Here is a 14,589-nt window from a genome sequence, read left to right on the forward strand (position 1 = left end):
TTGAGAATTACCGCATGAGAGTCTTGGCTCAGTGCGGTTGGAACGGTGTGATTAACCGGGTCTGATGAACGGTCATCCCCCGTTTATGGGGTAGAGCCTAGAGCCCTAAGCCGTTGATCTAAAAGATTTTTATTATATGGAGTCAACGGAAAAAGAAGTCTTGGTGCGAAGGGGGGGACTCGAACCCCCACACCTGTTACGGCGTCAGGACCTAAACCTGGTGCGTCTACCAATTTCGCCACCTTCGCGGTACCAAGCCCGCTATTGTAGCTTGCTTGCTAAAATCTTGCATATGAATTCGCGACTAAATTTACTGCACCCGTATCCCTTTGAAAAATTAAGGGCTTTGCTGGCCGAGGCTGGCTCCGCGCCGCAGGGATTGGCACCGATCAACTTGTCGATCGGCGAGCCCAAACACGCGGCGCCGGCTCGCGTGGGGGAAGCGTTATGCAACGCGCTGAACGGGTTGTCGGTCTATCCCGCCACCAAGGGCGAGGCGTCGTTGCGCCAAGCCATCGCGCAATGGCTCGCCCAGCGCTACAGCATCCCCGCTCCCGACGCGGACCGTGAGGTGCTGCCGGTGTTGGGATCGCGCGAGGCGTTATTCGCCTTTACCCAGACCGTGGTGGACCCGGATATCGGCGGACTGGTGGTGTGTCCGAATCCGTTCTATCAAATCTATGAAGGCGCCGCCTTGCTCGCGGGTGCGACGCCCTACTACGTCAACGCCGACCCCGCGCGCGATTTCGGATGCGACTGGGAAAGCGTACCGGCCGAAGTTTGGAGCCGCACGCGACTGGTATTCGTGTGCTCGCCCGGCAATCCCGCGGGCAACGTCATGACGCTGGACGAATGGCGAGTGTTGTTCGAGCTCTCCGATCGCTATGGGTTCGTCATCGCATCGGATGAATGCTATTCGGAGATTTACTTCGATGAAGGCAATCCGCCTCTGGGCGGCATGCAAGCGGCGCGACGCTTGGGCCGCAACGATTACGCGAATCTGGTGGCGTTCTCCAGCCTGTCAAAACGCTCCAACGTCCCCGGCATGCGTTCCGGCTTCGTGGCGGGCGATGCCAAACTGATCGCCAAGTTTCTGCTCTATCGCACCTATCATGGCAGCGCCATGAGCCCGGTGATCGCCGCGGCAAGCGTCGCTGCCTGGACGGACGAAGCGCACGTGGCCGATAATCGCCGACAATATCGGGCGAAGTTCGAAGCCGTGGTCCCCGTCCTGCAACGCGTGCTGGACGTGCGCATGCCGCAGGCCTCTTTCTATCTGTGGGTCCCTACCCCGGGCTCCGATACGGCTTTCGCGCGCGACCTATATGCTCGCACTGGTGTTACCGTACTGCCCGGCAGTTTCCTAGGCCGCGAGGCGCACGGTGTGAATCCCGGCGTGGGCCGCGTGCGCATTGCGCTGGTGGCCCCTTTGGCGCTATGCGTCGAGGCGGCCGAGCGCATCGCGCATTTTGTCCAGACCTCAGTTTGATCAACCTTTTTAACGTAGATAAAGCGTCATGACTCTCGACCTGCAAACCACTATTGAACAAGCCTGGGAAGACCGGGCCAACCTGTCGCCCGCCGATGCGAGCGCTGAAGTCCGCGAAGCGGTCGAGCAGACGATTGCTGCCCTGGACACGGGCCGCCTGCGCGTGGCCGACAAGTCCACCGGCGAATGGATCGTGCATCAGTGGATCAAGAAAGCCGTGCTGCTGTCGTTCCGCCTGCAAGATAACGCCGTCATGGGCGAAGGCCCCCTGACGTTCTACGACAAGGTTCCCACCAAGTTCGCCGAATTCGGCAACACTGCTTTCCAAGCCGGTGGTTATCGCGTGGTGCCGCCGGCCGTGGCTCGTCGCGGCGCGTTCATCGCAAAGAACGTGGTGTTGATGCCGTCGTACGTAAACATCGGCGCCTACGTTGACGAAGGCACGATGGTTGATACCTGGGCGACCGTCGGTTCGTGCGCCCAGATCGGCAAGAACGTTCACCTGTCCGGTGGCGTTGGCATCGGTGGCGTGCTCGAGCCTCTGCAAGCCAACCCGACCATCATCGAAGACAACTGCTTCATCGGCGCGCGCTCCGAAATCGTCGAAGGCGTGGTCGTTGAAGAAAACTCCGTGCTGGCCATGGGCGTGTACCTGTCGCAAAGCACCAAGATTTACGATCGCGCCACCGGCAAGATCACCTACGGTCGCGTGCCCTCGGGCTCGGTCGTGGTGCCGGGATCGCTGCCTTCGGAAGACGGTTCGCACAGCCTGTACTGCGCCGTCATCGTCAAGCGTGTTGACGCACAAACCCGCGCCAAGACGAGCATCAACGATCTGCTGAGAGCTTAATGAGTCAATCTGCCGTACTGGATCTGGTCAAGGACCTGATCGCCCGTCCCTCTGTCACGCCGGTGGACGAGGATTGCCAACAATTGCTGGCTGACCGTCTGTCGCGCATTGGCTTTCAATGCGAAACGATCGCGCAAGGCGGCGTGACGAACCTGTGGGCGCGTCGCGGTACCGAAGGTCCGCTCGTGGTCTTTGCCGGCCACACGGACGTGGTGCCGCCGGGCCCGCGCGAGAAGTGGGAAAGCGACCCGTTCGTGCCCACGGAGCGGGACGGGTATCTGTACGGCCGCGGGGCCGCCGACATGAAGTCCTCTATCGCCGCCTTTGTGGTGGCGTGTGAAGAACTCGTGGCGGCGCACCCGCAACATGCGGGCTCGATTGCCTTGCTGATCACCTCTGACGAAGAAGGCCCCGCCATCGACGGCACGGTGATCGTATGCGAGGCATTGAAGGCCCGTGGGGAAAAGCTGGACTATTGCATCGTGGGCGAACCGACCTCGACCGACAAATTAGGCGACGTGTGCAAGAACGGCCGTCGCGGGTCGCTGTCTGGCAAGCTGACGGTGAAGGGCATTCAAGGCCACGTAGCGTATCCGCATCTGGCGCGCAACCCGGTACACCAACTGGCGCCGGCGCTGGCCGAGATCGTGAACATCGAATGGGATAAAGGCAATGAGTATTTCCCGCCCACGACGTTCCAAGTCTCTAATTTGAATGCCGGCACGGGTGCGACCAACGTCGTGCCGGGCGAAGCGGTGGCGCTGTTCAACTTCCGCTTTTCGACCGCGAGCACGCCAGAATCGTTGAAGGCACGTGTTCATGAAGTGCTGGATCGTCATGGTCTCGAATATGACTTGCAATGGGAACTGGGCGGCGAGCCGTTCCTCACCCCGCGTGGATCGTTGACGGATGCGCTGACGGCTGCCATCGAGAGCGAAACGGGTCTGAAGGCAGAGCTGTCCACCACCGGCGGCACCTCGGACGGTCGGTTTATCGCCAAGATCTGCCCGCAAGTCATCGAGTTCGGTCCTTGCAATGCGACGATCCACAAGGTCAACGAGTGCATCGCGCTCGATAGCCTGGATCCCTTGAAGAATATTTACCGGCGCACGTTGGAAAACCTGCTGCTGGCACAGTGAGGCGCTATGTCTTCATCTGATCGCCATGAGTTGCAGACGCTGCGCGACCTGATTCGTTATGGCGTCTCGCGCTTTAACGCAGCAGGCGTCGCCCTGGGTCACGGTTCCGACAACGCCTATGATGAGGCCGTGTATCTGGTGCTGCATGGCCTGCATTTGCCTCCCGATACGTTGGACCCGTTTCTGGATGCGCGGGTCACGGCAGAGGAGCGCGCGCATGTCCTGCAGCTGCTGGATCGCCGGGTGACGGAACGCCTGCCCGCCGCGTATTTGACGCAAGAGGCATGGCTGAGAGGTCATCGTTTTTATGTCGATCAACGCGTGATCGTGCCGCGCTCGCCGATTGCCGAGCTTTTGGATCAGGGGTTGTCGCCCTGGGTGCGTGATCCGTTCGAAGTCACGCGCGCACTGGATATGTGTACGGGATCCGGCTGCCTGGCGATTCTGACTGCGTTGGCCTTTCCCAATGCGCAGGTCGATGCGGTAGATGTTTCGCCTGATGCGCTGGAAGTCGCGCAACGCAACGTTGACGAGTATGGTTTGCAGGATCGTCTGAGCCTGCTTCACAGCAATTTGTTCGACGCGCTGCCAGCGGCCGCGTATGACGTCATCGTGTGCAATCCGCCCTATGTGAACAGCCAGTCGATGGACGAACTGCCCCAGGAGTATCGTCACGAGCCTGAGCTCGCGCTAGCGGGCGGAACCGATGGCATGGACCTGGTGCGACGCATCCTGGAAGCCGCGCCCCGATACTTGGCTCCGCAAGGCGTGCTGGTCCTTGAGATCGGTCACGAACGCGACCATTTCGAGGCGGCGTTCCCTGAACTCGAGCCTGTCTGGCTGGACACCGAGGAAGCCTCGGACCAAATTTTGCTATTGACCCGCGAGCAGTTGTGATACGTGCTTCTGGATTGACCCTGCGCCGTGGCACCAAGGTGCTACTTGATGGCGCTGAATTCGTGGTGAACCCTGGCGAACGCGTGGGGTTTGTCGGCAAGAACGGCGCGGGCAAGTCCACGTTGTTTGCGTTATTGACGGGGGCCCTCGATCAGGACGCGGGGTCGCTGGACGTGCCGGCCGGCTGGCGCATCGCCAGCGTGCAGCAGGAGATCGCGGCCGATGACCGCCCTGCCCGTGAGTTCGTCATCGATGGCGATACGCATCTGCGCGAGTTGCAGGCCGAGCGTGCCACCGTGCATGATGACCAAGGCACACGCATTGCCGAATTAGAAGCGGCTCTGGCCGAGGCTGGCGTATGGAGCGCGAATTCGCGCGCGGAACAACTTCTCGCCGGCCTGGGCTTCGCTCCCGACGAGTGGATGAAGCCCGTTGCGAGTTTCTCGGGTGGCTGGCGCATGCGCCTGGCGCTAGCGCGCGCGCTGATGGCACCCTCCGAGTTGCTGCTGCTGGACGAACCGACCAACCACTTGGATCTGGACGCGATGCTGTGGCTGGAAAAGTGGCTGGCCGCGTATCCGGGCACAGTGTTGCTGATCTCGCACGATACCGAGTTCCTGGATGCGGTCGCGCGCATCATCTTGCACTTTGATCATGGCAAGCTGGTGCGTTATCGCGGTGGCTATCAGGATTTCCTGACGCAGCGCGCGGAGCGTCTGCGACAAGCCAGCATCGCGCATGAGCGACAAACACGCGAAGCCGCGCGCCTGCAGAGCTTCATCGATCGTTTCAAGGCTAAAGCGTCCAAGGCTAAACAAGCACAAAGCCGTGTAAAGGCCTTGGCCCGCATGGAAACGCTTGCGCCTTTGCATGCCGAATCGGGCATTGACATACGCATACCCTCGCCCGAGCACACACCCGATCCGCTGTTGGTGCTTGAAAACGTGGCCGCGGGGTATACCCATGCGGATGGCCACGCAGTCTCCATCTTAAAAGATGTGAAGCTGATGGTGCGCGCGGGCGCGCGCGTGGGCGTACTGGGCGCCAATGGCGCGGGCAAGAGTACGCTGATCAAGACGCTGGCCGAAGAGATCCCCGTTCAAGCGGGTGAACGTCGCGCCTCTAAAGGGCTGGCGATTGGCTACTTTCACCAGCACCAGCTCGACATGCTGGACCTGGACAGCACGCCGCTCGCGCACCTGGCGCGACTTGCCCCGGATGCACGAGAGCAAGAGCTGCGCAATTATCTGGGCGGATTTGGATTTTCCGGCGATACGGTCAATAGCAAGGTCGGGCCCATGTCGGGTGGCGAAAAGGCTCGGCTGGCGTTGTCGCTGATCGTGTGGCAAAAGCCAAACCTATTGCTGCTGGACGAACCGAGCAACCACTTGGATGTGGAAACGCGCGAGGCGTTGGCGGCCGCGCTGGCGGAGTTTTCCGGCAGCATGCTGCTCGTGTCGCACGACCGGCATCTGCTGCGCACCACGGTCGACAGTTTCTGGATTGTCGCCGATGGCCGTGTGCAGGAATTCGACGGCGATCTGGAAGACTACCGCGACTGGCTTAACGCCCGTAACGCAGAATCGCGCGCCGAGGCCCGTGAACAAGCGCGCGCGGAATCTTCCTCGTCGGCTCAGGCCGATACGGCGAACGTCGATCGTAAAACGCAGCGTCGCCTGGAGGCCGAACAGCGCCAGCGTCTCGCCACCTTGCGCAAACCGCTACAGTCCAAGCTCACCAAGGTCGAAACTGAAATGGACAAGCTGCGCGCGCGTTTGCTGGTGCTGGATGAGTTGATTGCCGACAGCGACCTCTATAGCGACGCGCGGCGCACCGAGCGCCAGCAAGTGATGACCGAACACGGTGAACTCGGCAAACGCATGGAATCACTGGAAGAGCAATGGCTGGAAATCCAGACTGAGCTTGAAGCAATTGATCAGGGGACAACGTAGACGCGCGGCGGTGGAATCACCGCCGCCTCTCTGTCTGGTTGCCTTGTCAAGCCGCATGTGCCACCGCGACGCGATCCCGATATTTGCGCAGTAACTCGACGCGGCGCGGCGCGGCGGCTTCGACATGAGCCGCTTTCACAGGTCCGTAGCCACGGATGGTATCTGGCAGCTCCGCAAGCTCAATGGCCACATCGCGGTTGTACTCCTCCAGACTGCGAGCGAGCTCGGCTACGAATTCGACATACTCCTGCACCAGCGCGCGCTCCATGCGTCGTTCGGCTGTATGGCCAAACACATCCAAAGGCGTGCCACGCAATCGCTTCATGGGTGCGAGCGCTCGGAATACCCATTCCACCCAGGGCCCAAAGGGTCGCTTCTTGCCCCCCGCAAACAACGGCGGAGCCAGATGATAGATCACGCGATAGTCTTTACCCGGCTCGCCCTCGAACTGCTCTTGCAACCGGCGTTTGAACGATGGGTCGAGATGCAGACGCGCAACTTCGTATTCGTCCTTGTAGGCCATGAGCTTGGCAAGATTCCTCGCCACGGCGCGTGTGACCCTGGGCTCGCCCGGTAGACGCGATTCCCGCTCGCGCAAGGCGGTGACAGCATCGATATAGCGCTGCGCGTAGCGTTCGTCCTGATACGCCCGCAGATGCTGGGCTAAGCGATCAATGAGCCTATCCAGGCTTTCGGGCAACACGGGCACAGTCGAATTTGCACCGACGGATTCAACGCCATCGTGTGCGGCCTGCCTTCCAAACTCAAATGCGGCGAGGTTCTTTTCCACCGCGACATCGTTCAGACGTATGGCTTCGCGCAGGGCGTCGCGTGATAACGGGATAGTGCCTTTTTGCCAGGCATATCCGAGCAGGAACGGATTGGCATAAATGCTGTCACCTAGCAGCGATTCCGCCAGTGGCCCGGCTTCGACAAAATCGCACGACCCGGTGGTGCTTCGACGCAGGGCCGCCTCCGCTTGCGCACCCGGAAACGTCCAGCCCGGGCGAGAGATCAGCGATGCCGTGGGCGCTGCCGTGCTGTTGACCACAGCGCGCCCTCCATCGGGGCGTAAACGCGACAACACCTCCGGCGACGCGGCGACAAGGGCATCGCACCCTATCACGAGATCTGCTTCTCCAAGCGCCACGCGTGTGGCCTGGATGTCCTGGGGCAGGGAGGCCAACTGCACATGGCTGAGTACTGCGCCGCCCTTTTGCGCGAGCCCAGCCATATCCAGCACCGTCACGCCCTTGCCTTCGATATGCGCGGCCACACCTAACAGCGCACCTATCGTCACCACCCCTGTTCCGCCAACACCCGCCACGATCAGGCGATGCGCCTGCCCCGGTTGCAACAGGGGAACCACGGGTTCGGGAATATCGGTACGGGGCTGCCCCACATGCGCCACGCGCGCCTTGCGCACCGCCGCGCCCTCGGCCGTCACAAAGCTCGGGCAGAAACCCTTGACGCACGAGAAGTCTTTATTGCATGACGATTGATTGATGCGCCGCTTCGTGCCCATCGGTGTTTCCACCGGCTCTACCGACAGGCAGTTTGATTGCACCGAGCAATCGCCGCAGCCTTCGCAGACAGCCTCGTTGATGAATGCACGAACTGCCGGATCGGGATATTCACCCCGCTTGCGCCGCCGACGCTTTTCCGTGGCGCAGGTCTGATCGTAGATCAGCACAGTCACCCCGGGGATGTCGCGCAGTTCGCGTTGTACAGCATCCAGCCGATCGCGGTGGTAGACGGCGACCGCCGACGGCAACGTGAGCGCGCCGTGATACTTCTCGGGCTCGTCGGTGACAACCACCACGCGTTTGACGCCTTCAGCGAGTACTTGGGCGGCAATGTTTGGCACGGTCAATGTGCCATCCACGGGCTGCCCGCCCGTCATGGCGACCGCATCGTTGTAAAGGATCTTGTAGGTGATGGGTGCTTGCGCGGCGACAGCGGCACGGATAGCCAATATCCCGGAATGAAAGTACGTGCCATCGCCCAGGTTGGCAAAGATATGCCGCTCGCTCGTAAAGTCCTTTTGCCCCAGCCACGCCACACCCTCGCCGCCCATATGGCTGAATGTCTCGGTACGTCGGTTCATCCAGATCGCCATATAGTGGCAGCCGATCCCGGCCACGGCGCGCGAGCCTTCGGGCACGCGGGTGGAGGTGTTATGCGGGCAGCCGGAGCAAAACCAAGGCTGGCGCTCTTCGACCAGGATAGGCCGCGACGCCTCGCGTTCCTTGGCCTCGATAATGGCCATACGCGCGGCGATACGCGCGCGCAGCGCTTCGGGCAACGCCGTTTTATCAAGGCGCGTGGCAATCGCGCGCGCAATGATGGCGGGCGACAATTCATGCTGCGCGGGCAAGAGCCAATTGCCACGCGGTTGCGACCACTCGCCGCCGCCATTGTCGCGCTCGTCGAATTTGCCGTATACGCGCGGACGCACATCGTCGCGCCAGTTGTAGAGCTCCTCCTTGAGCGCATATTCCAACAGCTGTCGCTTTTCCTCGACGACCAGAATTTCTTTTAAACCCGTGGCAAAGGCGCGTGCCGCCAGCGCATCCAACGGCCAGATACAGCCGATCTTGATCAGCCGGATGCCCGCGACGCGACAGGCGTCTTCATCCAGGCCCAAGTCGTTGAGAGCCTGACGCACATCCAGATAGGACTTGCCAGCCGTCATGATGCCAAACGTCGCATTGGGCGCGTCCAGCACGACTTGGTTGAGTTTGTTGGCACGGACGTAATCGATGGCCGCATACCACTTGTCATTGAGCAGACGCGCTTCCTGGGCCAGCGGGCTGTCCGGCCAACGTATGTTCAGGCCGCCCAGCGGCAGTGTCGTCTCGGGGAGCACCACATTGACACGCTGCGCATCCACCTCCACGGACGCACTGGATTCGACCACGTCGGTGACGCATTTCATTGCCACCCACAGTCCGCTATAGCGGCTCATGGCCCACCCGTGCAAGCCATAGTCCAGGTACTCCTGCACGTTGGAGGGATACAGAACGGGAATACCCGCGGCGATCAACACATGCTCAGACTGGTGAGCCACCGACGACGATTTCGCCGCATGATCGTCGCCCGCGAGCAGCAGGACGCCACCATGAGGCGAGGTACCGGCGGAATTCGCATGTTTCAACACATCGATCGAACGGTCGATGCCCGGGCCTTTCGCGTACCACATGCCAAAGACGCCATCGCGCGCGGCGCCCGGAAACAGATTGACCTGTTGCGACCCCCAGACTGCAGTTGCGGCAAGGTCCTCATTCAAGCCCGGCTGAAACACGACACCGTGCGACTGCAGATGCGATTTCGCTTTCCACAGGGCCAGATCGAGGCCGGCCAAGGGGGACCCCCGATAGCCCGAGATGTAGCCACCCGTGTTCAGGCCGGCCGCTTGGTCCCGTTCGCGTTGCAGCATGGGCAGGCGAACCAGAGCCTGAACGCCGCTCAAATAGACTCGACCGCTATGCTGCGTGTACTTGTCATCCAGCGTGACATGGTGGGGCAATGGGGCATTCATTGTGTCTCCTCCTGCCTGTCTGTGGTCTTTCAATTCAGTGTAGGAAGAGCATTCGATATCGTATATTGATATATTCTGTTATCTGGTATCTGAAAATTTAATACCCCATTTTTTCCCCGCTGTGGGCAATTTGCCATGTCCAAAGACGTCACCCTGCGCCAGTTGCGCTATTTCATTGCCGCTGCACGCACTGGCCGTCTATCGATGGCGGCAACCGATGAGCACGTCTCGCAGTCGGCGATCACGAATGCGATTCTGGCGCTGGAGTCGCGATTGGGCGTGCGGCTATTTGATCGTCACCCGCATGGGGTCACACTGACACCCGACGGGCATCATTTTCTGCAGCGCGCGCGCGATATTCTTGATGCGCTGCACGAGGCGTTGCGCGAGCCGGGATTTCAACGCTACACGTTACGCGGATCGGTGCGGATCGCGGCGTCGTATACGGTGTTGGGCTACTTTCTGCCCGAGTTGCTCGCGCGATTTCGGCGGCGTTACCCGGACATCGTGTTGGATCTGGTAGATATGGATCGCCCGGAGATCGAGACCGCGATCCTGAGTGGCGATGTTGAACTGGGCGTAGCCTTGCTGTCGAATGCCGTAGAGGCGCTGCCGTTACACAGGCAGGTGCTGGTCAGGTCACGGCGTCAACTCTGGACCGCCGCCAATCACCCGATCCTGACGCTTTCGTCACCGACGCTGGCCGATGTGGCGAAGCTGCCTTATATCTTGTTGGATATGGACGAGGGAGAAAGCTCTACTCTGGCGTACTGGCAAGCGCATGACCTGCAACCGGACATTGCCTTTCGCACGCGATCCATGGAGGCGCTGCGAGGACTGGTCGCGCACGGCTTCGGCGTGACGATCCTGTCCGACATGATTTATCGACCGTGGTCGCTAGAGGGTAAAAAGATCGAAGCGGTGCCGCTGGCCGATGCCGTGCCGCCGATGGAGGCCGGGCTGCTCTGGCACCCCAGGGCCGCCATGGCGCGGCCCGCCAGCGCATTTCGGGATTTTATGATTCACGCCGTGGGCGGCTGAATTGGTGCTGGAGAGCGGGTGTGCACCGCAGCCAGCATCCATTCAGCGACTCGCCCGCCGCGCATTGCCAATCTGCCAATACCGATAAACCGAATCCGGCCCAGACATCGGAGAACGAGGCGACCCGTGGCGCCAGGACGCTCGTCGTCGTACGCTCAGCCCTGAACGATCTCGAGCTTCGCGATTCCCAGCGCCAGTGTCTTGGCGCCCACATCCCGGAACTGAATCTGCGCCTGGGCATCCTGACCAGAACCGCTAAGCCCGATGATGGTGCCATCGCCAAAGCGCGCATGGCGCACGCCTTGCCCGATCCTGAAATGCTGGTCGCCGACCGTCACGCCAGACGTTACGCCGCGCGGGGTGCGCGGTGCAATTGTCCGTGTCGCGGGGCGTCCGAAAGCGTCGCCGTGGTTCACACGAGCCGCCGATTCCCCAAAACCCGCGTACGCGTGGCTCGCGCCGCCTCGGGGCGTCAGCCATTTCAGATGCTGTTCTGGAATCTCGTCCAGAAAGCGCGAACGCATGGCGTAACGCGTCTGACCGTGCAGCATGCGGCTTTGCGCCAGCGTCAGGTACAGACGTTCCCGCGCCCGCGTGATCGCCACATACATCAGGCGGCGTTCTTCTTCGAGGCCCGAAGCCTCCAGGATGCTGTTCTCGTGCGGGAAAAGCCCCTCTTCCAGCCCCGTGATGAAGACCGCGTCGAACTCGAGCCCCTTGGCGGCATGCACCGTCATCAACTGCACGGCGTCCTCGCCGGCCTGCGCTTGATTGTCGCCCGCCTCTAAGGAGGCATGCGACAAAAAGGCCGCCAGCGGCGTCATGCCTGACGTCACATCCACCGGCGCATCCACCACGCCCGGCATCAGCCCGCTATCGCCTGCGATATCCGGCACGATCCCCGCAGGCAACCCGTCGAAGTTTTCCTCCGACGCGAATACGGCGGCGGCGGTGATCAGCTCGTTCAAGTTTTCCAGACGTTCCGCGCCATCACGATCGGCCTTGTAATGCTCGATCAAGCCACTATTGGCGAGCATGTGCTCGACCAATTCGGGCAGTGGCAGTTCACGCGTCTCGTGCGCCATGCGGCCAATCAGCTGCGCAAACTGCGCCAGATTCGAGCCGCCCTTGCCACCGACACGCGCGACAGCGCCATAAAGACTGGTGTCGTGGCTGCGGGCGGCGTCGGCCAATTGCTCCAGCGTGCGCGCGCCAATTCCCCGGGTGGGAAAGTTGACCACGCGCATCCATGACGTATCGTCGTGCGGATTGGCCATCAGCCGCAGGTACGCCAAGGCGTGTTTGATTTCCTGGCGCTCAAAGAACCGCAGACCGCCATAGACCTTGTAGGGAATACCGGCAGAAAACAGCGCATGTTCGATGACGCGCGACTGCGCGTTGCTGCGATACAGCACCGCAATTTCACGGCGTAGACGGCCCTCGTTGATCAGCGCGCGGACTTCGTCGACCAGCCATTGCGCCTCCATCCCGTCAGAAGGTTGTTCGATCACACGGATCGGCTCGCCCTCGCCCTGCTCGGTCCAGAGGTTTTTACCCAGCCGACCGCTATTGTGGCCAATCAACGCATTCGCGGCGTCGAGGATGTGACCGTAGGAACGATAGTTCTGCTCCAGGCGGATGACGGTGCCGCGCGCATAGTCGCGCTCGAAATCCGCCATATTGCCGACGTTTGCGCCCCGGAAAGCATAGATCGACTGATCGTCGTCGCCGACGGCGAAGATCGACGCGCCGCCGCCGGCCAGCATTTTCAGCCATTGATACTGCAGCGTATTGGTGTCTTGGAATTCGTCGACCAGAATGTGACGGAAGCGCCGCTGATAGTGCTCTCGCACTGGTGCGTTATGCTTCAGCAGCTCGAAGGCGCGCAGCAACAGTTCGGCGAAATCCACGACGCCTTCGCGTTGGCATTGCGCCTCGTAAAGCTGGTAGATCTCGATCTGCTTGCGATGATGGCTGTTGTCGGCATCGATAACGCCAGGCCGCTCGCCCGCTTCTTTCGCGCCGTTGATGAAGCGCTGGATGTCCCGGGCGGGGAACTTCTCGTCGTCGATATTATTGGCCTTCATCAGGCGCTTGATCGCGGCGAGCTGATCGGAGGTATCGAGAATCTGGAAGGATTGCGGCAGCCCCGCGTCCCGGTGGTGCGCGCGCAGCATGCGGTTGCACAGGCCGTGAAAGGTGCCGATCCAAAGTCCGCGCGTATCGATCGGCAGGATCGCCGACATACGCGCGAGCATCTCGCGCGCCGCCTTGTTGGTAAAGGTCACCGCGAGCAGCGCAAATGGCGTGGCCTGGCCGGTTTGAATCAGCCAGGCCATCCGAGTCGTCAACACCCGGGTCTTGCCGCTACCCGCCCCGGCGAGTACCAGGGCGTGTTGCGGTTCGAGTGTTACGGCGGCGCGTTGTTCAGGATTGAGCTTGTCTAACATCATGCCGCATAGCGGCTAAGACGTTGTGCGAATTGCTCGAGCCCGGCGATGCCGCTTTGCTGGGCGCGCTGGCACCAGGCCTGCAGGTCATGTAACAACTGTTCGCTGCTGGCGCTGGAGCTTTCCCAGAGGCGGCCCAGGTCGCGGCGCATTTGCACCAGGGTCGCGAGCGTCTTGCTCTGCGCAATCGCCTGCTCGACCTCGGCACGCTGCTCCGGATGGAGGACTTCCTCGTTACGGAACAACCAGCGGCGCGCACGTTGCAGACGGGTGGCGGAGCCATCGGCCGGCTTGAGCTTGCTCATTTCTTCGCGCAGCGTCGTCTTCATGATCTCGCCGTAGCGGGCCAGCACCTCGTAACGGTGAGTGATCACGCCGTTCAGGGTCGTCAGATCGATCGCCTTGCTGCCCGGCTCGAGCTTGAGCTTCGGAGCGACCTTGCGCACCTTGGCCAGACCGAAGAACTTCAGGATCTGGATATAGCCCCAGCCGATGTCGATCTCGTACCACTTGGCCGAGAACTTGGCCGACGTACCATGGGCGTGGTGGTTGTTGTGCAGCTCTTCGCCACCGATGATGATGCCCCACGGGAACACGTTCGTGCTGGTGTCCGGGCTGTTGTAGTTACGGTAGCCCCAGAAGTGGCCGATACCGTTGACAACGCCTGCCGCCCAGAACGGAATCCAGGCCATTTGCACCGCCCAGACCGTCAGACCGATGGCACCGAACAACGCGACGTCGATCGCCAGCATCGTCAGCACGCCCCAGAGGCTGTGCTTGGCATAAACGTTACGCTCGAGCCAGTCGTCAGGCGTACCGTGACCGAACTTGGCCATGGTTTCCTTGTTGGCGGATTCGACGCGATACAGGTCAGCGCCGCGGAACAGTACTTTCCAGACGCCGAACAACATCGGCGAGTGCGGGTCGCCTTCTTTTTCGCATTTGGCGTGGTGCTTACGGTGAATGGCTACCCATTCCTTCGTGACCATGCCGGTCGTCATCCATAACCAGAACCGGAAAAAGTGCATGACTGCAGGATGCAAGTCGAGACCCCGGTGAGTCTGGCTGCGATGCAGGAAAATCGTAACTGACACGATCGTGATGTGGGTCATCACCAGCGTGAACAGGACAATTTGCCACCAGCTGGCTTGAGTAAGCCCGCCGGCTAGGAAGGAAAAGAGTTGATCCATATAGCTGTTTGCGATCCTCGCAAGTAAGGAATGACAGGAA

The 14,589-nt window shown here is 61.1% G+C and carries 9 protein-coding genes and 1 tRNA gene; 6 read left to right on the forward strand and 4 right to left on the reverse strand.

The genetic code is table 11. From position 1 onward, the window contains the following. Positions 1-161: 161 nt before the first annotated feature. A tRNA-Leu gene (locus GOQ28_RS15825) sits at positions 162-248 on the reverse strand. A 44-nt stretch (positions 249-292) separates the two neighbouring features. Here GOQ28_RS15825 and dapC point away from each other — a divergent pair. Genes dapC through GOQ28_RS15850 form a run of 5 tightly spaced genes read left to right on the forward strand, consistent with a single transcriptional unit; the run spans position 293 to position 6,327 of the window. Next, complete coding sequence (gene dapC / locus GOQ28_RS15830; protein ID WP_160349664.1) at positions 293-1,489, forward strand: succinyldiaminopimelate transaminase; 1,197 nt, start codon at positions 293-295, stop codon at positions 1,487-1,489. Between the two features lie 28 nt (positions 1,490-1,517). Next, positions 1,518-2,339, forward strand: a complete 822-nt coding sequence (gene dapD / locus GOQ28_RS15835) for a 2,3,4,5-tetrahydropyridine-2,6-dicarboxylate N-succinyltransferase (RefSeq protein WP_160349665.1) — start codon at positions 1,518-1,520, stop codon at positions 2,337-2,339. Next, positions 2,339-3,478, forward strand: coding sequence for a succinyl-diaminopimelate desuccinylase (gene dapE, locus GOQ28_RS15840; protein ID WP_160349666.1), 1,140 nt, complete (start codon positions 2,339-2,341; stop codon positions 3,476-3,478). The genes dapD and dapE overlap by 1 nt, the downstream gene beginning before the upstream one ends. A gap of 6 nt (positions 3,479-3,484) precedes the next feature. Next, positions 3,485-4,375, forward strand: a complete 891-nt coding sequence (gene prmB / locus GOQ28_RS15845; protein WP_160349667.1) for a 50S ribosomal protein L3 N(5)-glutamine methyltransferase — start codon at positions 3,485-3,487, stop codon at positions 4,373-4,375. Further along, positions 4,372-6,327 (forward strand): ATP-binding cassette domain-containing protein, encoded by a 1,956-nt coding sequence (locus GOQ28_RS15850; RefSeq protein ID WP_336603787.1) that lies wholly within the window; start codon positions 4,372-4,374, stop codon positions 6,325-6,327. The genes prmB and GOQ28_RS15850 overlap by 4 nt, the downstream gene beginning before the upstream one ends. 46 nt (positions 6,328-6,373) lie before the next feature. Here GOQ28_RS15850 and GOQ28_RS15855 read toward each other — a convergent pair whose 3' ends face one another. After that, positions 6,374-9,868 carry an indolepyruvate ferredoxin oxidoreductase family protein gene (locus GOQ28_RS15855; protein ID WP_160357148.1) on the reverse strand — a complete coding sequence of 1,165 codons (3,495 nt, stop codon included), beginning with the start codon at positions 9,866-9,868 and terminating at the stop codon, positions 6,374-6,376. A 135-nt stretch (positions 9,869-10,003) separates the two neighbouring features. On the opposite strand from GOQ28_RS15855, the gene GOQ28_RS15860 reads away from it, so the two are divergent. Beyond that, positions 10,004-10,909 (forward strand): LysR substrate-binding domain-containing protein, encoded by a 906-nt coding sequence (locus GOQ28_RS15860; protein ID WP_160357149.1) that lies wholly within the window; start codon positions 10,004-10,006, stop codon positions 10,907-10,909. 155 nt (positions 10,910-11,064) lie between these two features. Here GOQ28_RS15860 and GOQ28_RS15865 read toward each other — a convergent pair whose 3' ends face one another. Together GOQ28_RS15865 and GOQ28_RS15870 are read right to left on the reverse strand one after the other, a co-directional pair. Continuing rightward, positions 11,065-13,362, reverse strand: a complete 2,298-nt coding sequence (locus tag GOQ28_RS15865) for a UvrD-helicase domain-containing protein (protein WP_160357150.1) — start codon at positions 13,360-13,362, stop codon at positions 11,065-11,067. After that, positions 13,359-14,549, reverse strand: a complete 1,191-nt coding sequence (locus GOQ28_RS15870) for a DesA family fatty acid desaturase (RefSeq protein ID WP_160357151.1) — start codon at positions 14,547-14,549, stop codon at positions 13,359-13,361. Before GOQ28_RS15870 ends, GOQ28_RS15865 begins: the two co-directional genes overlap by 4 nt. Between the last annotated feature and the right edge of the window lie 40 nt (positions 14,550-14,589).

Origin of the sequence: Bordetella sp. 02P26C-1 (genome assembly GCF_009763255.1) — a bacterium.
In the GTDB taxonomy this organism is placed as follows: domain Bacteria; phylum Pseudomonadota; class Gammaproteobacteria; order Burkholderiales; family Burkholderiaceae_B; genus Bordetella_A.